22 protein-coding genes are annotated in these 20,465 nt (G+C 72.5%); 5 read left to right on the top strand and 17 right to left on the bottom strand.

Annotation, left to right across the window (positions count from 1 at the left end):
- Positions 1-4: 4 nt before the first annotated feature.
- The 10 genes from ACFE60_RS05285 to ACFE60_RS05240 are packed head-to-tail and all read right to left on the bottom strand — an operon-like array spanning position 5 to position 8,583.
- Positions 5-1,417: a flagellar hook-length control protein FliK gene (locus tag ACFE60_RS05285; RefSeq protein ID WP_375387799.1), complete on the bottom strand. Its 1,413-nt coding sequence runs from the start codon at positions 1,415-1,417 to the stop codon at positions 5-7.
- The gene (locus ACFE60_RS05280) at positions 1,417-2,325 is read right to left on the bottom strand and encodes a C40 family peptidase (protein ID WP_375387798.1); all 909 of its coding nucleotides are present in this window, start codon (positions 2,323-2,325) and stop codon (positions 1,417-1,419) included. Before ACFE60_RS05280 ends, ACFE60_RS05285 begins: the two co-directional genes overlap by 1 nt.
- Positions 2,322-2,753 carry a flagellar FliJ family protein gene (locus tag ACFE60_RS05275; RefSeq protein ID WP_375387797.1) on the bottom strand — a complete coding sequence of 144 codons (432 nt, stop codon included), beginning with the start codon at positions 2,751-2,753 and terminating at the stop codon, positions 2,322-2,324. The genes ACFE60_RS05280 and ACFE60_RS05275 overlap by 4 nt, the downstream gene beginning before the upstream one ends.
- Positions 2,753-4,054, bottom strand: a complete 1,302-nt coding sequence (locus ACFE60_RS05270; RefSeq protein WP_375387796.1) for a FliI/YscN family ATPase — start codon at positions 4,052-4,054, stop codon at positions 2,753-2,755. Before ACFE60_RS05270 ends, ACFE60_RS05275 begins: the two co-directional genes overlap by 1 nt.
- Positions 4,055-4,062: 8 nt before the next feature.
- Entirely contained in the window at positions 4,063-4,797 is a 735-nt protein-coding gene (locus ACFE60_RS05265; RefSeq protein WP_375387795.1) for a FliH/SctL family protein, read from the bottom strand.
- A complete protein-coding gene (locus ACFE60_RS05260; RefSeq protein WP_375387794.1) occupies positions 4,787-5,899 on the bottom strand; it encodes a flagellar motor switch protein FliG in 1,113 nt (370 codons plus the stop codon). The genes ACFE60_RS05265 and ACFE60_RS05260 overlap by 11 nt, the downstream gene beginning before the upstream one ends.
- Positions 5,896-7,548, bottom strand: a complete 1,653-nt coding sequence (gene fliF, locus ACFE60_RS05255; RefSeq protein ID WP_375387793.1) for a flagellar basal-body MS-ring/collar protein FliF — start codon at positions 7,546-7,548, stop codon at positions 5,896-5,898. The genes ACFE60_RS05260 and fliF overlap by 4 nt, the downstream gene beginning before the upstream one ends.
- Positions 7,545-7,856 carry a flagellar hook-basal body complex protein FliE gene (fliE, locus tag ACFE60_RS05250; protein WP_375387792.1) on the bottom strand — a complete coding sequence of 104 codons (312 nt, stop codon included), beginning with the start codon at positions 7,854-7,856 and terminating at the stop codon, positions 7,545-7,547. The genes fliF and fliE overlap by 4 nt, the downstream gene beginning before the upstream one ends.
- The gene (locus ACFE60_RS05245; RefSeq protein WP_375387791.1) at positions 7,856-8,242 is read right to left on the bottom strand and encodes a flagellar basal body rod protein FlgC; all 387 of its coding nucleotides are present in this window, start codon (positions 8,240-8,242) and stop codon (positions 7,856-7,858) included. The genes fliE and ACFE60_RS05245 overlap by 1 nt, the downstream gene beginning before the upstream one ends.
- Positions 8,242-8,583, bottom strand: coding sequence for a flagellar basal body rod protein FlgB (locus tag ACFE60_RS05240; RefSeq protein WP_375387790.1), 342 nt, complete (start codon positions 8,581-8,583; stop codon positions 8,242-8,244). Before ACFE60_RS05240 ends, ACFE60_RS05245 begins: the two co-directional genes overlap by 1 nt.
- A gap of 161 nt (positions 8,584-8,744) precedes the next feature.
- Between ACFE60_RS05240 and ACFE60_RS05235 the strand changes: the two genes are divergently transcribed.
- The gene (locus ACFE60_RS05235; protein ID WP_375387789.1) at positions 8,745-9,077 is read left to right on the top strand and encodes a cupin domain-containing protein; all 333 of its coding nucleotides are present in this window, start codon (positions 8,745-8,747) and stop codon (positions 9,075-9,077) included.
- Positions 9,078-9,137: 60 nt separating this feature from the next.
- On the opposite strand, the gene ACFE60_RS05230 is transcribed toward ACFE60_RS05235, so the two are convergent.
- The 5 genes from ACFE60_RS05230 to ACFE60_RS05210 form a co-directional block, all read right to left on the bottom strand.
- Complete coding sequence (locus tag ACFE60_RS05230) at positions 9,138-9,428, bottom strand: hypothetical protein (protein ID WP_375387788.1); 291 nt, start codon at positions 9,426-9,428, stop codon at positions 9,138-9,140.
- Between the two features lie 13 nt (positions 9,429-9,441).
- Entirely contained in the window at positions 9,442-9,861 is a 420-nt protein-coding gene (fliS, locus tag ACFE60_RS05225) for a flagellar export chaperone FliS (protein WP_375387787.1), read from the bottom strand.
- 2 nt (positions 9,862-9,863) lie between these two features.
- A complete protein-coding gene (fliD, locus tag ACFE60_RS05220) occupies positions 9,864-11,279 on the bottom strand; it encodes a flagellar filament capping protein FliD (RefSeq protein WP_375387786.1) in 1,416 nt (471 codons plus the stop codon).
- An 80-nt stretch (positions 11,280-11,359) separates the two neighbouring features.
- Positions 11,360-12,496 carry a flagellin gene (locus tag ACFE60_RS05215; RefSeq protein WP_375387785.1) on the bottom strand — a complete coding sequence of 379 codons (1,137 nt, stop codon included), beginning with the start codon at positions 12,494-12,496 and terminating at the stop codon, positions 11,360-11,362.
- Between the two features lie 128 nt (positions 12,497-12,624).
- Positions 12,625-13,443 carry a sigma-70 family RNA polymerase sigma factor gene (locus ACFE60_RS05210; RefSeq protein WP_375387784.1) on the bottom strand — a complete coding sequence of 273 codons (819 nt, stop codon included), beginning with the start codon at positions 13,441-13,443 and terminating at the stop codon, positions 12,625-12,627.
- A gap of 268 nt (positions 13,444-13,711) precedes the next feature.
- Between ACFE60_RS05210 and ACFE60_RS05205 the strand changes: the two genes are divergently transcribed.
- The 4 genes from ACFE60_RS05205 to ACFE60_RS05190 are packed head-to-tail and all read left to right on the top strand — an operon-like array spanning position 13,712 to position 17,011.
- Positions 13,712-14,197 (top strand): flagellar protein FlgN, encoded by a 486-nt coding sequence (locus ACFE60_RS05205; RefSeq protein ID WP_375387783.1) that lies wholly within the window; start codon positions 13,712-13,714, stop codon positions 14,195-14,197.
- A gap of 2 nt (positions 14,198-14,199) precedes the next feature.
- Entirely contained in the window at positions 14,200-15,624 is a 1,425-nt protein-coding gene (gene flgK / locus ACFE60_RS05200) for a flagellar hook-associated protein FlgK (protein ID WP_375387782.1), read from the top strand.
- Positions 15,624-16,610 carry a flagellar hook-associated protein FlgL gene (gene flgL / locus ACFE60_RS05195; RefSeq protein ID WP_375387781.1) on the top strand — a complete coding sequence of 329 codons (987 nt, stop codon included), beginning with the start codon at positions 15,624-15,626 and terminating at the stop codon, positions 16,608-16,610. The genes flgK and flgL overlap by 1 nt, the downstream gene beginning before the upstream one ends.
- 5 nt (positions 16,611-16,615) lie before the next feature.
- Complete coding sequence (locus ACFE60_RS05190) at positions 16,616-17,011, top strand: flagellar assembly protein FliW (RefSeq protein ID WP_375387780.1); 396 nt, start codon at positions 16,616-16,618, stop codon at positions 17,009-17,011.
- A gap of 74 nt (positions 17,012-17,085) precedes the next feature.
- On the opposite strand, the gene ACFE60_RS05185 is transcribed toward ACFE60_RS05190, so the two are convergent.
- On the bottom strand, positions 17,086-17,490 hold the full coding sequence (locus tag ACFE60_RS05185; RefSeq protein ID WP_375387779.1) for a hypothetical protein: 405 nt from the start codon (positions 17,488-17,490) through the stop codon (positions 17,086-17,088).
- Between the two features lie 312 nt (positions 17,491-17,802).
- Positions 17,803-20,465 (bottom strand): DNA-directed RNA polymerase subunit beta' (gene rpoC, locus ACFE60_RS05180; RefSeq protein ID WP_375387778.1); only part of this gene is annotated, 2,663 nt, incomplete at its 5' end.

Genomic DNA, 20,465 nt, shown 5'->3' with positions numbered 1-20,465 from the left:
CCTTTCAGGCGAGCACGTCGAGCAGCGAGCTGTCGCGGCTCGGGAGGCGGATCGGGGAGGCGGGCTCGTCGGCGACCCGGGCGGCCGGGCGGCCGTTCAGGTCGTCGCGGAAGGCGGAGCGGTCGGGTCCGGAGCCTCCGGACCCGGTCCAGCCCAGGGTCTGCTGACCGCGGGTGTCCTGCTGCGGGGCGTCGCCGGTGGCGAGCGAGAGCGTGGTGGCGCTGCCACCGGTGCCCGAGCCGAGGTCGCGGCGCAGGTCGGTCATCATCGTCTTCAGCGCGTCCCGCGCGTCGGAGGTCGCCGCGAACAGCTGGACGGACAGGTCGCCGTGGGACACGGTCGCGTGCACCGTGACCGGCCCGAGGTGCTCGGGGCTGACCCGCACGACCACGACGTGGTCGCCGTCGGGCGCGCTGCGCAGGGCGACGAGCGGCTCGTGCAGCTGCAGGGCGATCGTGGGCTGCGGGACGGCAGCGGTCGGGGCGGCCGCCTGCGCCGGTGCGGGCGCCGCTGCGGGCTGCGCGGCCGAGGTGCCGGCGATGCCCTGCAGCGCGCTCGCGTCCGGCGCCACGGTCGTCCCGGCGACGACGGGGGCGGGAGCAGCGGCCGGTGCGGGCGCGGCGCTCGTCGCGGTCGCGTCCGGCCCTGCCGCGCTCGGCTGCGGCGCGGAGGGGTCGTCCGCGTGCGACCGGGCGGCGCCGTGCGCGGCGACCGCCGGCACGCCGTCGGCCTGCTTCGCGGCGGGCGCAGGGCCCGCGGCGACCGGCTGCGCGGTGGCGACCGGCTGCGCGGGCGCGGCGACGGGCGGGAGGGGCGCCGGCAGCGCGGCGGTCGCGGGGACGTCGACGACCTGCGCGCCGGGGTCCGGCGTCGCAGCGGCGCCCGCCGCGTCGTCGTCCGACGCCTCCGTCGTCGCGGCCTTGCCGTGGCCGGCGGCGGTGTGCGCGACCGGTCCTGGGTCGGCGAGGGCGACCTCCGGGTCGGCGGTGGCGGCGGGAACGCCGGCAGGCTTCGCGGCGCCCGCGGGAGCGGCGCCCGCGGCGGCGAGGACGGCCGCGGCGCCTGCAGCGGTCGACGGTGCGGGGGCGGACGGCTCGGCCGTCGGGGTCGCCGAGCCCGACGCTGCGGGGGCCGCGTCGGCGCCGGCAGGCGATCCGGCGCTCGCGGCGACCTTGCCGAGCAGCGCGGCGAGCGCCGCCGCGGCGCCTCCGAGCAGGGTGGCCGTCGTCCCCGCCTGCTGGGCGTCGCCGGCGGGCGCGCCCCGCGACGTCGCGCGCGCGGCCTGGCCGCCGTCGGTGATCGCGGCGTCGAGCGCCGAGCCGAAGAGGCCGGCAGCGGCGGGCGTGCCCGTGCCGGACCCGGTGGAGGGGGTGGTGGTGAGGTCGGCGCTCACGGCGACCCCGGCGATCGCGGCCATCAGGCGCTCGCTCCGAGCAGCGCGGTGCGTGCGGCGAGGATCTGCTGCGCGGAGGAGGACGACGCGCCCGAGGTCGAGGTGCCGGTGAGCCCGAAGGACGCGAGCAGGCTGCTGAGCGAGGTGCCCCCGGAGGACGTGGAGGAGCCGGACGTGTCGTAGAGGCCGACGTCGCCGCCGTAGGAGGTGAGCATCGAGGTCGCCTTCGCTATCGTGGCCGCGGACAGTCCGCTCGTGGCGGTGCCGGACGCGGCGTCGGCGCCGGTCGCCCCGAGGACGCCTGAGGCGGCGACCTGGGTCGGTGAGGCGGCGACCGCGGTCGGCGCCGCGGCGGCCGCGTCGTCCGTCGCGGGCACGACCCGGCGGATCGTCACGATGTCCTTGTCGGTGAACCAGGCCTTCTGCACCGACACGCTGCGCCCCGGGTACGGCGCGTGGATCACGGTGTCGTTCCCCATGTAGACCGCGATGTGGTCGCCGCCCGACAGCACGATCAGGTCGCCGGGCTTCGCGTCCTTCAGCGAGTCGACCGGCTGGCCGATCGTCTGCTGCTGGTGCACCAGGCGCGGCGCGGAGACGCCGACCTTCGCGAGCGCGGCCTGCACCAGCCCGGAGCAGTCGATGCCGCTCGTGGACTCGCCGCCCAGCACGTACGGCACGCCCTTGTACTGCAGCGCGGCCGACACGACGTCGTCGCCGGTCGCGCCGTTCGGCGACACGAGCGCGCCGTCGGTGGAGGCGCTCGACGACGCGGAGGCGGCGGCGGTCCCGGAGGCGCCGTCCAGCGCCGTCGCGAAGGACGCGGCCGAGGTCGACCCCGTCGCGCTCGTCGCCGCGGGTTGCAGCATGCCCAGCTGGGTCAGGCGGCTCTGGATCGTCTGCATCTGGTTCAGCACGTCGGCGTAGCTCACTCGGTCGCCTCCGGCAGCAGTCGGGAGCGGGTGCGCGCCGCCAGCTCGTCGAGCACCGTCTGCTCGGCGCGCAGGTCGGCGTCGCGCTCCTCGGCCTCGTGCTTCTCCTCGAGCTTCTCCACCGTGCGCACGTCGCGGCGCGCGAGCCGGTGCGCCTCCTCCGCCTCCGCGAGCAGGCGCCGCTCGGTGATCGCGAGCGCCTCCAGGTCGGCGAGCATCGTCGAGGTCGACGCGCGGGCGGCGGACAGCGCGTGGATGCCGCGCACGCTGCGGGCGTCGTGCGAGTGGTCCCCCAGCTGCTCGAGCAGCTGGTGCCGCTCGTCCGCGAGCTCCGACGCCCTCGAGCGCGCGCGCACCATCTCGTGCGCAGCGCGATCCTCCTTCAGGCGCCGGATCCGCAGCAGACCGGCGAGGCCGAACACCGCCATCAGAGTCCCATCGTCCCCACGAGTCGCGCGAGCCGCTGCCAGGCCTCGTCCGTCGGCGTGACGTCGTCCATGTCCTGCTTCAGGAACTCCTCGATCTCGAACGCGTTCGCGACCGCCGCGTCGACGCGCGGGTTCGCGCCGGCGGCGTACGCGCCGACGTCGAGCAGGTCCTGCACGTTGCGCTTCGCGGCCAGCGCGCTGCGCAGCGCGGTCGCGACGGCCCGCTGCTCGCGGGAGGTGACGCGGGACGCGACGCGCGAGACCGAGCCGAGCACGTCGATCGACGGGAAGTGCCCGGCGGTCGCCAGCTTGCGATCCAGCACGACGTGGCCGTCGAGGATCGAGCGCGCGGTGTCGGCGATCGGCTCGTTGTGGTCGTCGCCGTCGACGAGCACGGTGTACACGCCCGTCACCGAGCCGACCGCGCCGGTGCCGGCGCGCTCGAGGAGGCGCGCGAGCAGGCCGAAGACGCTCGGCGGGTAGCCGCGGGTGGCGGGCGGCTCGCCGGCAGCGAGGCCGATCTCGCGCTGGGCCATCGCGACGCGGGTCAGCGAGTCCATCATCAGCAGCGCGTGCGCGCCGGTGTCGCGGAACGACTCGGCGATGCGGGTGGCGGTGAACGCCGCGCGGGCGCGGGTCAGGGCGGGCTGGTCGGCCGTCGACACGACGACGACGGAGCGGGCGAGGCCCTCCTCCCCCAGGTCGTCCTCGAGGAACTCGCGGACCTCGCGGCCTCGCTCGCCGATCAGCGCGATCACGTTGACCTGCGCGTCGGTGCCGCGGGCGATCATCGACAGCAGCGACGACTTGCCGACGCCGGAACCGGCGAAGAGCCCCATCCGCTGGCCGCGGCCGACGGTGGTGAGCGTGTCCAGCACCCGCACACCCGTCGCGACCGGGGTGTCGATGCGGGCGCGCTCCATCGCGGAGGGCGCCTCCGCGTCGACGGGCACGCGGACGTCGAACTCGAGCGGGCCGCGGCCGTCGACCGGCCGGCCGGTGGCGTCGAGCACCCGGCCGAGCAGGCCGTACCCGGTGGGAACGGTCATCCGGCGGCCCGTGGTGCGCACGGGGGCGCCGACGCGGAGGGAGTCCATGCGGTCGACCGGCATGACGGTGATCGCGTCGCCGGACACGGCGACGACCTCGGCGCGGGCGCGGTTCTCCCCGACGAGGACCAGCTCGCCGGTGGAGGCCTCGACGCCGCGCACGGTGATGCCGAGCCCGACGACGGAGGCGACCGCGCCGAGCCGCTCGGGACGGGCGGCCTCGCGCAGCTCGTTCAGCCGCGCGGTCGTCACCTGGGCGCTCACTCCTCGCCGCCCACGAGGGCGCGGCGGACGCGCTCGACCGCGCCCGTGATGGTGGCGTCGATGACGCCGTCGGGCAGGTCGACCATCGCGTCGCCGCGCGCGATGCGGGCGTCCGGCAGCACCTGCATGCCGGGCTGCTCCTCGGCGATCATCCGGACCAGCTCGATGTCGTCGGGGTGCATGCGCACGACGCGGATCGGCGCGGGGCCGGCGGCGTCGAGCGCCCGGCGCAGCGCCGCGACGGCGGCGCCGTCGCGGTCCTCGGCGATCGCGCGGCCGAGGATCATGCCGGCGATCTCGATCGCGGCGGACAGCACGGCCTCCTCGGTGCCCTCCATCGCCATGGTGGTCTGGCCGTTCAGCTCCGCCGCGGCCTGGCCGACCGCGTCGAGCGCCGAGCGCAGGCCCTCGATCTGCACGCCGAGCGCGCGGTCCGCCTCGGCGCGCAGGGCGGCGCGGTCGGAGGCGAGGGTCTCGGTCGCGGCCTTCCGGCCCGCCGCGTAACCCGCGGCGTGCCCCTGCACACGGGCGCGCTCGCGCACCTCCGGCGTCTCGTCCTTCACCAGCTCGGGGAAGGCGAGCGGCGTCATCCGCACGGCGACGGGGCGCGTGGCGTCGTCGTCGTACAGGCCGCCGGGGGTGACGCGCTGCGGCACGACGGCGGGAGCCGGCTGCCGGGCGACGCCCATCTCCGGGAACGCGATCGGCGCGAACGAGGCGTTAGTCGACATACTCTTCCTCCGGTTCGGCGGCCTGTTCGGCGGGGTCGTCGGTCGACTCCTCCGCCGCGCCCGGCTCGGGCGCCGTCTTCTTCAGCTCGAGACCGGCGGTCCCGGCGAGCTCTCGCAGCGCACGGACGATGAGGTTGCGGGCCTCGTCGACCTGGCTCCTCTTCACGCGGCCCAGCTCGCCCGCTTCCTCGGCCAGGGCCTCGCGGTTGCGCTCGGACATGTTCGAGGTGATCGCGGTCGCGACCTCCGGCTCGGCGCCCTTCAGCGCGAGCGCGATGGTGCCCAGCTCGATGCCGCGCAGCATCTGCTGCACGTCGCGGTCCTGCAGCCGCACGATGTCGTCGAAGGACAGCATCTTCGCCCGCACCTCGTCGGCCAGGTGGCCGTCGCGCTCGCGGAGCCCCTCCATGAGCAGGCCCTCGTCGGCCGGCGCGGCGTGGTTCATGATGTCCACGAGGGGCTGCACGCGGAGCGGGGCGGGACCCTGGTCATCGCCCTCCTCCTCCACGAACACGGTCTCGGACGCGGCGAGCCTCGCCCGGCTGCGCAGGACGCCGGCGACGATGCCGCCCGCCTCCGGAGCCGGCGACCCCATCGTCGCGATCGCCTGCGCGATGTCGACGCGGCGCGCCGACTCCTGCAGCATGAGGATCTTCGCGGCGAGGTCCGGGCCCAGCTGGACCAGCACGAACGCGAGCGTCTCGGCGGTGTCGGCCTCCAGCAGCGTGACGACGCGGCTCGGCTCGAGGTCCTCGAGGAAGGCGAAGGAGGCGCTGGCCTCGGGCGCGGCGATGCGCTCCAGCAGGTCCGCGGCGCGCTCGCCCTCGAAGGACGCCTCGATCAGCTCGGTCGCGACCGAGTGGCCGGTCCGCTCCTCCGGGTCGCTCGTGCGCTCCGCTATGGCCCGGAACGCCGCGATCGCGGCCTCGGCGTCCGACCCGTCGATCCGGCGCATGCGCGCCATCTCCTCGGTGATCTGCTCCTGCTCCTCGAGGCTGAAGCTGCGCAGGACGGCGGCGGCGCGCTCGGTGCTCATGTTCATGAGCACCAGCGCGGCCTTCTGCGTCCCCGTCAGCTCGGGGGTCTCGAGCGTGTCGTTCACACACCCGCCCGGTCGCTCATGAGGGCGCGGAGGAGGTCGGCGGTCTGGTTCGGGTCGGCGCCGGCGAGGGCGTCGACGTCGGCCTGCAGCTGGCCCATCGCGGGATCGAGCGGGGCGCGCAGCGCGACGGTGGGCGCGGTGCCCGGGCCGCCGCGCAGGGCGCCGGGCGCCGCGAAGCCGCCGAGCTGCTGCGTGGGGGCGTAGCCGCCGTAGCCGGGGTCGCCCGGCACGACCGGCACGACGTTCATCGCGCCGGCGTCGACCGCGGTCGGCTCGGGACGCTTGAACAGCTTGCGCAGCAGGCCGACGACGAGCACGAACAGCACCAGGCCGCCGACGACCTTGATGGCGGTGGTGATGATGCCGGTCATCGCTTCGGCGCTCTGCGCCTTCGTCGACTCCGCCAGCGCTGCGGCGGCGGTCTTCGCGGCCGCGGTCGAGAACGGCACGGAGGTGACGGAGACGGTGTCGCCGCGGGTGGCGTTCACACCTGCGGCGTTCGAGACCATGGTCTGCAGGGAGCCGAGGGAGACGCCGGTGACCTTCGAGTCGATCGCGACCGCGATCGACTGGCGGTTCAGCGTGCCGGGCACGATCGTCTCGTTCGTCTCCGTCTTGTCGACCGCGTTGTTCTTGGTGCTCTGCGACTGCGTGTACGACGGCGAGGACGAGCCGGAGGCGCCCGACGCGGTGGCGCTGTTGCCGCCGGTCGAGGTGTCGGTGGTGTCGTCGCCGAGCACCCCGCTGGCACCGCCCGATGCCGCGGCGCCGCCGCCGTTCGCGTAGCTCGTCGAGTTCGACGACTCCGCCAGCGGCGTGTTCGCGCCCTGCGTGTAGCTGGTGCTCCTCTTCGTGCCGCTCGAGCTGGAGACGTCGGCGGCCACCGTGACGACCGCGTTGCCGGGCCCGACGACCTTGTCGAGCATCGCCTGCACCGACGCCTTCGTGGCCGACTCGTAGTCCGCGGCGGCGTCGGAGCCGCTGGTGCTGCCGCCGCCGACGGCCGACAGCGTGTCGCCCTTCGAGTCGACGACCGACACGTTGTCGGTGGTGAGGCCCGGATAGGCGGCGGCGACCAGGTGGACGATCGCGCCGACCTGATCGCTCGACAGCGGCGTCGTGGCGTTCACGAACACCGAGGCGGTCGGGTCCTCCTTCTGGTCGGAGAACACCGACTGCTGCGGCACGGCCAGCTGCACCGACGCGGAGGCGACGCCGTCGATGGAGCCGATGGTCTTCGCAAGCTCGCCCTCGATCGCGCGCTTGTAGGTCACGTTCTGCTGGAACTCGCTGGCGGTCACGCCCAGGTTGTCGAGCAGCGAGTAGCCGCCGGCGCCGGAGGAGAGCAGGTTCGCGCTCGCCAGCCGCTCCGCGTCCACCGAGTCGGCGGGCACGAGGATCGTCTGGCCGCCGTCCTGCAGCTGGTAGTCGACCTTGTCCTTCTCCAGCTGCGCGACGACGCTCGACGCGTTCGCCTGCGAGATGTTCGAGTAGAGCACGCTGTAGCTCGGCGCACCGAGGTAGTTCGCGAGCGCGATGGCGCCGAGCACGAGCACGGCCACGCCGATGATCGCGATGGTGCGCTGCGCGACGGTGAACTGCTTCGCCATGTCGAGCGCGCGGGTCCCCGCGCCGTTCAGCCGCTTCATGCCTGCATCCGCATGATCTCGTTGAACGCGTCGACGCCCTTGTTGCGCACGGCGGAGACGAGCTCCATCGTCACCTGGGCGCGCGTCGCGGCGAGGGTGGCCTGGTGGATGTCGGTGAGGTCACCGGTGACGGCCTTCACCGCCAGGGAGTTCGCGGTGTTCTGCTGGTCCGTGAGGCCCTGCACGACGCCGCCGAGCACGGCGCCGAAGCTCGCACCCGAGGTGCCGTCGGTGCCGAGCTGCGTCGAGGTGGTGCCGCCGACGCCGGAGATGCCGCCGATGCCCCCCAGGGCGGTGATGGAGGTCATCAGCTCCTGCCGATCTGGAGGGCGGCCTCGTAGGTCGTCTTCGCGCGGTCCACCACGGCGGCGTTCGCCTGGTAGCCGCGCTGGGCGAGGATCATCGAGGACATCTGGTCGGAGAGGTCCATGTCGGGCATCCGGACGTAGCCGTCCTTGTCCGCGAGCGGGTTGGTCGGGTCCTGCACCAGCCGGCCGGCGGCGTCGCCCTTGACGACCTTCGTGACGGCGACGCCGTCGTTGCCGGCCTGCTCCTGGACCTCGAGGTACTGGGCCTGGAACGCGTCGCCCGAGGTCGGCTTGGCGGTGTTGATGTTCGCGATGTTGTTCGAGATCGCGTTGAGCCAAGCCTGATGGGTGTTGAGCGCCGATGCGGCGATGTTGATCGCGTCCATCAGGCGGTCTTCATGGCGGCCTGGGTGGCGCTGAACTCCATGTCCACCGCGCGGGTGGCGAACTGGTACCGCAGCACCGTCTCGATGTTGTTCAGCGTCTCGGAGTCGAGGCTGACGTTGTTGCCGTTCTGCTGGGTCGGCGCGTTCGAGTCGGTCGTGGTCGCGACCGCGGTGCCGTCACCGGCCTGCACGCTCTGCGCGAGGGCGCTCTCGAAGGAGACGACCTTCGCGTGGTAGTTCGGCGTGTTGATGTTCGCGATGTTCTGCGCGATCGTCCGCTGCCGCAGCGCCAGGCCGTCGAGCGCGCTGGAGAGCGCGTTCGTGGTGACCGAATCGAACACGGGTCAGTCCGTCCCTGAAGAAGGAGGGCGGCCGATCCGTGGCCTGGTCCACCGAGCGATCCGTGCTCGATCCCCCTGACGCTATGCGGAACCTTCAACCGCACCTGGAAGCAACGCACCCCCCGTTGGGGGGCATGTCGTCCGAGCGGCAGGATCGGTGGATGACCGATGCGTCCGTCGTCCGCAGGACGCTGCTGCAGCACGAGCTCGACTGGGGCCCGACCGGGCGGCTGGAGGCGCGCCGCATCACCATGGCGCCGAACGCGGGCGCGGGTCCACACCGCCACAACGGTCCCGTGGTCGGCACGATCGAGCGCGGCTCGGTGCTGTTCCAGGTCGAGGGCGGCGAGGCGGTGATCCTCGGCGCGGGCGACCCGTTCGTCGAGCCGGCCGATCGGGTGATCGAGCACTTCGACGCCACGGACGAGGGCGCGACGTTCTTCGCGGTCTTCCTCCTCCGCCCGGGCGAGGCCGGCGAGCTGCAGACCCTCTAGCGGTTGCGTTGTGAAGGCGATCCGGTCGACCGCATCGCCTTCACAACGAAGGAGGAGCAGTCAGCCGACGCGGTCGATGTAGACCGGGGGTGCTGTCACCGGCTTGTACGCGGGACGGCGCAGGGCGCGCATCGAGCCCACGACGGCCTGCTGCTCCTCGCGCAGCCGCCCGAGCAGCGCGTGCTGCCGCGTCAGGATCCCGGTCGCCCGGTGCTGCTCGTCGGGCGACATCGGCTGCGGCTGGACTGGTGGATGCTCCCACCCGTCCAGCGCCTCCAGGTCGCCGGCCTCGGCCGCCTCGACGCGGTGCTCGAGATCGTCGAGCACCGCGGCCCAGGCGCTCGGGAGCACTGTGTGCGGGGTCTCAGCCAACGGCGTCCCGCCGCAGCGCTGCCTCGTGCATCGAGACCTTGAGCGCCGCCTCGTGCCACGCGAGGCGCAGGGGCTCCAGCAGCCGGATGCACTCGCGCGTCTTCTCGACGTCGCGGTGCGAGGCCGCCTGCACCATCCCGGTCAGCACGTAGTTGTAGACCGCCATCAGGCCGGGGCCGCCGTCCCACTGGTCGGGGCGGAGGGAGCTGATCAGCTCCGTGACGATCTCCTGCCCGTGCAGCAGCTGCGCGGAGGCGAGCGGCCAGTCCTCCCCCAGCTGCGCCGTCTCGGCGCGGGCGAGGTCGAGCAGCAGCCGGTCGTACAGCATGACGAGCAGCCGCGCGGGCGATGCACTGAGCACCGAGTCGCGGTTGTAGAGGGAGCGGGCGGCCGCGAGGTTCGAAGGAGGCATCGTCACTTCTGGTAGTTGGTGGTCAGACCGGTGATCTGGCTGGTGAGGTAGTTCCCCTGCGCGCTGAGGTTCGAGAGCGCGGTCTCGAGGTTGTTGAACTGGAGCGTGTACTGCGCCTGGATCGCCGCGAGGCGGGTGTCCCAGTCGCTGATCTTCGAGGTGATCGAGGACTGCTGACCCTGCTCGGAGGTGACCTGCTGCGTCAACGACCCCGTGTAGGGGTCGGCGACGGCGGTCGCGGCCTTCGACACCGCGGTCGCGATCGACTGGTACATCGCGGTCGTGCCGGCCGGGTCGGATCGCATCGCCGACTCGAACTTCGACTGATCGAAGGTGATCGTGCCGTCCTTGGTCAGGTTGATCCCGATCGAGCTGGGCGACTTCCCGCCCACGGCGCCGGAGACGGCGGAGAGCAGCGAGTCCTTCGCCAGCCGGACCAGCCCGTCGCCGGTGAACACGCCGCCGCTGGTCGAGGTGCTGCTTGTCCCGCCGCTGCTGCTCGAGCTGGTGCTGATCGCCGACGACGACGCGATGCCGGCGAAGAGCGAGATCAGGCCGGAGGTGAGCGCGGAGGCGGAGGCGGAGGCGGCGGTGACGTCGGCAGCGACGTCGACGGTGACGGGGCTCGCCGAGACGGCGGACACGGCGACGTCCACCCCGGTCATCAGGTCCGAGAAGGTGTTGCTCGCGGACGTGACCTGCTGCTCCGCGCCGGTGCCGGCGTAGAGGGTCAGCTGCGCGTCCGCGGCGGAGGCGATGGTCGTGCCGAGCGTGCTGCCGGCCGAGTAGGCGGTGCCAGGCGAGACCGAGAAGGCGTTCGCGGCCCCGGTGCTGGAGCGCAGCTGCAGCCGGTACTGCATCGCTCCGGTCGGGTCGGTGCCGGCGGCGACCTTCGTCGCGGTGACGCCGAGCCCCTGGCCGTTGATGGCCGAGACGACGTCGTCGAGGTTCGACGACGCGAAGGTCAGCGTCGTGTCCTTCGGGCTCGAGCCGTTCGCGTTCGTGCGGATCGTGATGCTCGGCGTCGTCGTCGTGTCCCAGCTCGTCATCGCGGCCGTGACGGTGACCTGGGCAGCGGCGAGGCGGTCGACCGTGAAGGACACGCTGCCGGTCGAGGCGGTGGAGGAGGCGGTGGCGGTTGCGCTGCTCGAGCTGCTGGTCGCCGTGAAGGAGCTCAGGGCGTTCGCGGCGAGCGCGGACTTCGCGGTCGTCGCGATCCCGGCGACGGCGGTGTTCAGCGCCTGGAGCGCCGTGGTGTGCGTCTGCAGGCTGCTCAGCTGCGTCTTCAGCTGGCCCTGCGGGGCGGACTCGATCGCCATCAGCTTCGTGATGATGCCGCTGGTGTCGAGCCCGCTGGAGAGCCCGGACAGGCCGAGCCCGGTCAGGGAGGTCGTGCTGATGGTCGCGCCGGTGGCCATCGCTCAGTCCTCTCCGCTCATGGGGGAAGGCCGGCACGGCAGCGGGGCCACCGCTGCCGTGCCGGCCGGGTTCCTACGCGTCAGCCGAGCAGCTTCAGCGCCAGCTGCGGCAGCGAGTTCGCCTGGGCGAGCATCGCGGTGCCGGACTGGGACAGGATGTTCGCGCGCGAGTAGTTGACCATCTCCGACGCCATGTCGACGTCGGTGATGCGCGCCTTCGCAGCGGTCAGGTTGGTGATCGACGTGGTGATCGTCGACACCGCGCTGGCGAACCGGTTCTCGAGCGCGCCGATGTTGGCGCGAGCGCCCGACACGCTGTTGATCTGCGTGTCGATGGCCAGGATGGCCGCCTGCGCGTGGTCGGCGGTGTCGAACTGGATGCCCGTGGTCGAGGACCCCGCGACGCCGCCGGCGTAGGCAGCGGAGCTGACCGTGCCGCCGTCCTTCGCCGTGACCTGGATGCCGGTCGCGGCGCCGTTCGCGTCCTTGACGACGGTCGCGTTGAACTTCGCCGCGAACGCCGCGCTGCCGTTCAGCTTCGACGCGGTCGCGCCGTAGCTGGTGACGTCACCCGCTGCGAGCGTGACGGAGACCGTGGTCGTCGTGCCGTTCGCGAGCGTGCTCACGAAGTCGGTCGCGCCGGCCGTGGCCGCCGAGGACCAGGTTGTCCCGGACGAGGTGGTGCCGTTGTTCAGCGCCGCGGCCACGTTGGTCAGGTTCGCGCCGGACAGGTCGACCGTGATGCGGCTGACCGAGTCGCCGTCGGCACCGACCTGGAACTTCATGTTCGACGTGGAGCCGTCGAGCAGCTTCTGGCCGTTGAAGTTCACCGAGGTGCTGAGCCGCGAGAGCTCGTCCGTGATGGAGCGCGCCTCGGTCGCGATCGCCGTGCGGGCGGTCGTGCTGTTCGAGTCGTTCGCCGCCTGCACCGCGAGGTCACGGAGCCGGCCGAGGAGGGACTGGGTCTGCGTCAGGGCACCGTCGGCGGTCTGGACGACCGAGACACCGTCCTGCGCGTTCCGCGCCGCCTGCGTCAGACCCGAGACCTGCGAACCCAGCTGGGTCGCGATGGTCAGGCCCGCCGCGTCGTCACCCGCGTTGTTGATGCGCAGACCGCTCGAGAGCTTCTCGAGCGACTTCGACAGCGAGTTCTGCACCCCCTGCAGGTTCTTGTACGTGTTGAGCGCATCGAGGTTGGTGTTGATGCTGAATCCCATTTGAGTTCCTCCGTGAGTCGGGATCTGAAGTGCGGTCCATCCGTGGTCCGACGCGAACACCTATCGGCCCCGGCAGGGGTCTCGTTAGCGGTTCGCCCCGAAGTAGGGGCAGTCCAGGCGGGAAGCGGTCAGGCGGTTCGTTCGGTGAGGTATGCGGGCGCGGCCGGCGAGGCCATCCGCGCGGTGGAAGTCTCAGCGAGGCGGGCCAGGTAGGCCGCGCGGCGCGCCGGAGCGACCTTCGGCTGCTCCTCGAGGCGGGGCGCGGCGCCGGTGGCGTACTGCGACTCGAGGCCGTGCCGCATGAGGCGCACGGCCTCGCTTCGCTGCTGGGACACCGCGGAGTGGGTGAGGCCCAGCTCGACGGCCAGGTCGCCCACCGAGCGGTCGTGGAAGTAGATCTGCTCGACGACGTACCGCATCCGCTCGGGCAGGCTGGTGACGGCCGCCTGCACGTAGCGGGTGCGCTCCGTCTCGAGCACGACGTCCTCGGGCCCGGCGGCCTCCGCCGCGATCGTGTCGGCGATCGTCTCGTCGAGCGACGACACGGAGTAGGTCGCGCCGGACAGCGCCTCGATCGCCGCCTTCCGGTCGACGCCGAGCGACTCGGCGATCTCGTCCACGCTCGGCGCGCGGCCCAGCGCGCTCGTCAGCGAGGCCTGCACCGTGAGCGACTCCTTGATGCGCCGCCGCGCGGTGCGGGACGCCCAGTCGGCGGAGCGCATCTCGTCCGCGATCGCTCCGAGGATCCGTCGGCGGGCGAACGCGCCGAACGGCACGCCCAGCGCGGGATCGAAGGAGTCGGCGGCGAGCACCAGGCCCAGCGCTCCGGCCGAGGCCAGCTCGTCCCGCGAGAGGTGGGTCGCCTTGCGGGCCACCTCGTTCACGAGGTAGCCGACGATCGCGAGGTTGTCGCGGACCAGCGCATCGCGCTCGGTTCGTGTCGCCATTCGGGTGTCCTTGTCGTCCGGGCCTTCCATGGCGGTTCGTGGGAACGGTATTTCGGCGGCGGCCGGCCGCTTCGATCCGCCGCGCCCCCCGTTGGGGGCCGTCCCCGTAGCGCGGGGCGCCCCCCGTTCGGGGGCGTGTGGTCCTCCCCGGTGCGGCCCGCTCGCGCACCTACGCTCCCGGCGACGACGTCCTCGCCTGACGACCGCGGCCGAGCTGCCGATGGTCGGAGGGGACGCTGCACGACCGCACCCCACGACGGAGGAACCGATGAGCGTGAACGACCTCTCGTCCCTGCTGTGGCGCGAGCGGGAGCTGCTCGAGATGCTCGTCTTCAAGCTGGAGGAGGAGCAGCTGCTGCTCACCGCCGGCCGCTCGAAGTGGCTGCACCACGCGACCCGCGAGGTCGAGCAGGTGCTCGGGCACCTGCGCACCACCGGGATCGAGCGCACCGTCGAGGCCTCCCTCGTCGCCGTGGGGTGGGGCCTCGCGGAGGACGCGACGCTGCGGCAGCTCGCCGAGGGCGCGCCGGACGAGGCGTGGCGCGACGTGCTGCTCTCGCACCTCGCCGCGCTCACCGCGCTGACCGGCCAGATCGCCGACGTCCGCGACACCAACCTCGGCTACCTCCGCGCCGCGACCCGCGCGACGCAGGAGACGCTCGCCTCCGTCGGCACCGCGCCCGAGCCGGCCGGCTACGGCCGCCCCCGCGTCGGTGCGGGTGCGGGCGCCCGGCTCTTCGACCGGCAGGGCTGAGCGTGGGCACCTTCGGCGGGCTGAGCATCGCGTCGTCCGGCCTCACCGCCGCGCGCAAGGCGCTCGAGGTCACCGGCCAGAACGTCGCGAACGCGAACACCACCGGGTACACCCGCCAGCGGGTCGACCAGTCGCCGCTCGCCCAGACCGCGCTGGCCACCCACGCCACCCAGTCGAGCGTCGGGGACGGCGTGCGGGTGACCGGCGTCAGCCGGGTCACCGACACGGTCGTGACCGCGCGGGTCAACAGCACGGCCTCGAGCGCCGCGTACTGGAACGCCTCCTCGAGCGCGTTGAGCAGCGTCGAGACGTCGCTGAACGAGCCGGGCGCGAACGGCCTGTCCCAGGTCATGAACGACTTCTGGGCGAAGTGGCAGACCGTCGCGAACAACACCGGCACCACCGCGGCCGGGCAGGGCGCGGCGAACGCGCTCATCGCGCAGGGGCAGCTGGTCGGCTCGACCGTGTCGGCCGGGTACACGGCCGCGTCGAACGCCTGGGCCGACGCCCGGGCGGGTGCCGCGTCCGTCGTGAGCACCATCAACGACACCGCGGCGAGGATCGCGAACCTGAACACGACCATCCGGGCGCTCAGCGCGGCCGGCAGCGACGTGAACAGCCTGCTTGACCAGCGCGACGCCGCCGTGACGAGCCTCGCGAACCTCGCCGGCGCATCGACCCGGTCGAACGCCGACGGGACCATCGACGTCCTGGTCGGCGGCAACGCGCTCGTCTCGGGCGTCACCACGCGCACCGTCGTGCTCGGCGGCGCCGGCAGCTTCTCGACCGTCGCGAGCAGCCCGGTCAAGCTGACCTGGGCGGACACCGGCGGCGGCGTCTCGCTCGACGGCGGCGACATCGCCGGCCGCATCCAGTCGCTGCAGCCCGCCGACACCACCGGAGGCGGGGCGGGCGGCGTGTTCGCCGAGGCCGCGAAGGCGTTCGACGACATCGCCAGGTCGGTCGCCGACGCGGTGAACACCGTGCACCGCACGGGGACGACGGCCACGGGCGCGACCGGGCTCGACTTCTTCTCGTACTCGAGCACCGGCTCCCCGGCCCTGACCCTGTCGGTCGTGCCCAGCACGGTGTCCGGCGTCGCCGTCGCGGACGGCACGAAGGGCAACCTGGACAACACGATCGCGGACCGGATCGCGCAGATCGGCAGCACCGCCGGCTCACCCGACTCCGCCTGGGCGACCTACGTGTCGCGCCTCGGGTCCCAGACCGCCACCGCGACCGCCCGGTCGACGACCGCCACCACCGCCGCGGCGGCGGCGACGACCGCGCAGACCTCGGTCGGCGGCGTCGACCTCGACGAGGAGACCGCGAACCTCGTGATCTACCAGCACGCCTACCAGGCGTCCGCGCGGGTGATCAGCACCATCAACGACGTGCTCGACACCCTGATCCGGATGGGGACCTGATGTCGATCGGCCGCATCACGACCGCGCAGATCTACTCGAGCTCGAACGCGAGCATCCAGGCATCGAAGGCTCGGCTGTCCCAGCTGACCGCGCAGTCCTCCTCCGGCCTGCTCGTCGCGAAGCCGTCGGACGACCCCGCGGCCGCCGCCTCGATCCTGCGGGTCCGCGGCGAGCAGGCCGCGAACGCGCAGTACGCGCCGAACATCAGCGACGGGCTCGGCTGGCTGAGCACCGCGGACACCACGATGACGGCGTCCGAGAACCTCGTGCGCCAGGCGAAGGACCTCACGATCCAGGCCGCGAACAGCGGCGTCTCCAGCCCGGCCGCGCGGAACGCGATCGCCGCGCAGCTCGAGGGCATCCGCGACGACCTGCTCACGCAGGCGAACACGAAGATCAACGGGCGCTCGATCTTCGCCGGCACCTCCGACGCCTCGAGCGCGTTCGACCCGACGACGTTCGCCTACAGCGGGCCGACGACCTCCACGTCGACGACCGCGCCCGACGGGACGGTCACCACCACGACGACCGCGCTCGGATCGGTGCAGCGCCGCATCGGCAGCGGCGCCGGCGACACGACCACGGTGTCGGCGGACGGGCTGGCCGCGTTCGGCAGCGGCACGACCTCCGTCTTCGCCAGGATCCAGTCCGTGATCGACGCGCTGCGCAGCGGCACGTACGACACGGACGACTCGGCCACCGGGCCCAAGGCCACGGTGACGTCGGGGATCGATGTGCTGAACGGCGCGCTGACCAGCATCAGCGCGCAGCACGCGATCGTCGGCGCGAACTACGCTCGGATGACGAGCGCGAAGACCCAGAACGCCACGACGGCGACGGCGCTGGAGACCCAGCGGTCCGGACTGCAGGATGCGGACACGACGAGGACCCTGCTCGACCTCAAGACGCAGGAGCTCGCCTACCAGACGGCACTCCAGGTGACCGCCCAAGTGATCCAACCGACCCTGATGAGCTTCCTATCGTGATGAACGTGATCCAGACCACCCGTGACACCCGCCTGACGTTCACGGCCCCGCCTCCCGGCTTCGCGCCGCTGACCGAGTTCGAGCTCGAGCACGTGGACGGGGCCCCCGGCCTCTACACGCTGAAGGACCTGGCTGGCGCCGGCCTGCGGCTGTTCCTGCTCGACCCGACGTTCTACGTCCCGGAGTACCTGCCGGCCCTCGCGGACGAGGACCTCACCGCACTCGGCGCCTCCTCCGACGGCGAGGTCGACGTGTACGTCGTGGCCGACATCCAGGGCGGCGCGCCCGTCGTCAACCTGCTCGCCCCGATCGTGGTGAACCCCGTGTCGGGCACCGCGTCGCAGCTGATCCTCGAGGACGACTGGCCGCTGCAGGCCGAGCTGGTGCGGGGCGCGGCGTAGCGCGACGGAACGAGGAGGGGGACCCGGCCGGCGGCCGGGTCCCCCTCCTCGCGTCGAGCGTCTCGTCTCGGGCGTCAGCCGCCCAGGTCCGCGAGCAGCAGCGCGGCCATGTGCTGCACCTTCGGCTCGACGAACGCGTCCAGCGCCCGCGCGATCTGCGCGTGCTGCCGGCCGACCCAGGCGGAGGCCTCGCGGCGCAGCTGCTCGCGCAGCCCGTCGACGGCCTCGTCGCTGAGGAACGGCTGCAGCGCGACGCTGCGGCGCACGTGCTCGGTGACGACCGCGTCGAGCGACGTGGTCAGGGCGTGGAGGGCGCCGTGCGGCACCTCCTCGAAGGCGAGGTCGATCGCCCACGACGGGCACGCCACGCAGGGCGACAGGCGGCGCCTGGCCGTGCTGGGGTCCCAGCGGGGCAGCCAGTCGAGCCACTGGGTGACCGCGCGGTCGAGCTCTCGCTCGAGGCGGTACGGGCGGAGCATCAGCGGACCTCGCGCCGGGCGGCGCGGGTCGGGGTCTGCGCGCGGGCGCGCGAGACCGGGGGGAGAAGTGTGTTCACCTTGGGTCCGGGTGGTGTGGGGGAAGGGTCCGCGTGGGTGCGCGGGACACCGGGTGGGTGACCGGCTCGCCCAACGCTACGGAATCCGAGGCATCCCCTCCATCCCCCGTCATGGGGGTGGATCCCGTCGAAGGCCTTTCGTTCTGAAGGCGTTCTGGCGCAGCGAAGCCCGCCAGAACGCCTTCACAACGAAGGGCCCGCCTCCTTGCGGAGACGGGCCCTCGTGCCTGGCGACCTAGTTGTAGGTGCCGGGGCTGTAGTCGTCGCTCGAGAACGAGTCGAAGTCCACGAACGACAGGTCGGCGTCGTTGAACATCGAGTCGTCGCCGAAGGACCGCAGCGGGTACCGCTCGGCCTTCGCCTCCTCGGTCGGCTCGACCTTCACGTCCCGGTAGCGGGGCAGGCCCGTGCCGGCCGGGATGAGCTTGCCGATGATGACGTTCTCCTTCAGGCCCAGCAGCGAGTCGGACTTGCCGTCCATCGCCGCCTGGGTCAGCACCCGGGTCGTCTCCTGGAAGGAGGCGGCGGACAGCCACGACTCCGTCGCGAGCGACGCCTTCGTGATGCCCATGACCTCCTGGCGCGCCGAGGCGGTCTTGCGACCCTCCGCGAGCGCGGCCCGGTTGACGTCCTGGTAGCGGGAGCGGTCCACGAGCTCACCGGGGAGCAGGTCGGTGTCGCCGTGGTCGACGACGGTGACCTTGCGCAGCATCTGCCGCACGATGACCTCGATGTGCTTGTCGTGGATCGGCACGCCCTGGCTGCGGTAGACGCCCTGGACGCCGTCCACGAGGTGCTTCTGCACCTCACGGACGCCCTTGACCCGCAGGACCTCCTTCGGGTCGATGGACCCGACGTGGAACTGCGTGCCGAGCTCGACGTGCTGCCCGTCCTCGATGAGGAGGGTGGCGCGCTTCAGCACCGGGTAGGCGAACGGCTCGTCGCCGTTGTCCGGCGTCAGGATGATCCGGCGCTGACGGTCCGTGTCCTCGATGGTCACGACACCGGCCGCCTCGGCGATCGGCGACGCGCTCTTCGGGGTGCGGGCCTCGAACAGCTCCTGCACGCGGGGCAGACCCTGCGTGATGTCGTCCGCGGAGGCCACACCACCGGTGTGGAACGTGCGCATCGTCAGTTGCGTGCCGGGCTCGCCGATCGACTGGGCCGCGATGATGCCGACGGCCTCGCCGATGTCCACGAGCTTGCCGGTGGCCAGCGAGCGGCCGTAGCAGGCGGCGCAGACGCCGACCGCGGACTCGCAGGTCAGGACCGAGCGCACCTTGATGTGCTCGACACCCGCCTCGACGAGCTTCGCGATCAGCACGTCGCCGACGTCGTCACCCGCGTCGGCGAGGACCTCGCCGCCGGCGCTGACCACGTCGGTCGCGAGCGAGCGGCCGTAGACCGCGTTCTCGACGTTCTCGCTGGTGGAGAGGTCGAGGCCCCGGGAGGTGCCGCAGTCGTCCTCGCGGATGATGACGTCCTGCGACACGTCGACGAGACGCCGGGTCAGGTAGCCGGAGTCCGCGGTGCGGAGCGCCGTGTCGGCCAGGCCCTTGCGCGCACCGTGGGTCGAGATGAAGTACTCGGCCACGGTCAGGCCCTCGCGGTACGAGTGCACGATCGGGCGCGGGATGATCTCGCCCTTCGGGTTCGACACCAGGCCGCGCATGCCCGCGATCTGCCGGACCTGCATCCAGTTGCCTCGGGCGCCGGAGGACACCATGCGGTTGATGTTGTTGTCGACCGGCAGATTGTCCTGCATGGCCGTCGCGACCTCGCTGGTGGCCTTGTTCCACAGCTCGATGAGCTCCTGGCGGCGCTCCTCGTCGGTGATCAGACCCGTCTCGTACTGGGTCTGGACCTTGGCGGCCTTCTTCTCGGCGCCCTCCAGGATCTTGCCCTTGGAGGGAGGCGTGAGCACGTCGGACAGCGACACCGTCACACCACTCCGGGTGGCCCAGTAGAAGCCGGCGTCCTTGATGCGGTCCAGCGTCGCCGCGACCTCCACCTTCGGGTAGCGCTCCGCGAGGTCGTTGACGATCACGGAGATCTGACCCTTGTCGGCGAGCTCCTCGACGAACGGGTAGTCGGTCGGCAGCGCCTCGTTGAAGATGGCCCGGCCCAGGGTGGTCTTGACGAGGACCGGCGAACCGGCCTCGTAGCCCTCCGGGGTCTGACCGGCCGGCGGCACGACGCCCGTCAGGCGCAGCGTCACCGTCGCGTTCAGGTCGAGCGTGCCGGCGTCCTTCGCCATGATCGCCTCCGCGACGGAGGAGAACACGCGGCCCTCGCCGACCGCACCCGGCTTCACCGTGGTCAGGTGGTGCAGGCCGATGATCATGTCCTGCGAGGGCAGGGTCACCGGACGGCCGTCGGACGGCTTCAGGATGTTGTTCGACGCGAGCATCAGGATGCGCGCCTCGGCCTGGGCCTCGACGGACAGCGGCAGGTGCACGGCCATCTGGTCGCCGTCGAAGTCCGCGTTGAACGCGGCGCAGACGAGCGGGTGCAGCTGGATCGCCTTGCCCTCGACGAGCTGCGGCTCGAACGCCTGGATGCCGAGGCGGTGCAGGGTCGGCGCGCGGTTCAGCAGCACCGGGCGCTCGCGGATGATCTCCTCGAGCACGTCCCACACCTGCGGGCGCGAGCGCTCCACCATCCGCTTGGCGGCCTTGATGTTCTGCGCGTGCGACAGGTCGATCAGGCGCTTGATGACGAACGGCTTGAAGAGCTCCAGCGCCATCTGCTTGGGCAGACCGCACTGGTGCAGCTTCAGCTGCGGGCCGACGACGATGACCGAGCGGCCCGAGTAGTCGACGCGCTTGCCGAGCAGGTTCTGGCGGAACCGGCCCTGCTTGCCCTTCAGCATGTCGGACAGGCTCTTCAGCGCCCGGT

The organism is uncultured Amnibacterium sp., from assembly GCF_964245895.1.
Taxonomy (GTDB): Bacteria; Actinomycetota; Actinomycetes; order Actinomycetales; family Microbacteriaceae; genus Amnibacterium.
Note: the sequence above shows the minus strand (reverse complement) of the source record. Positions and strands in the feature narration are given on the sequence as shown.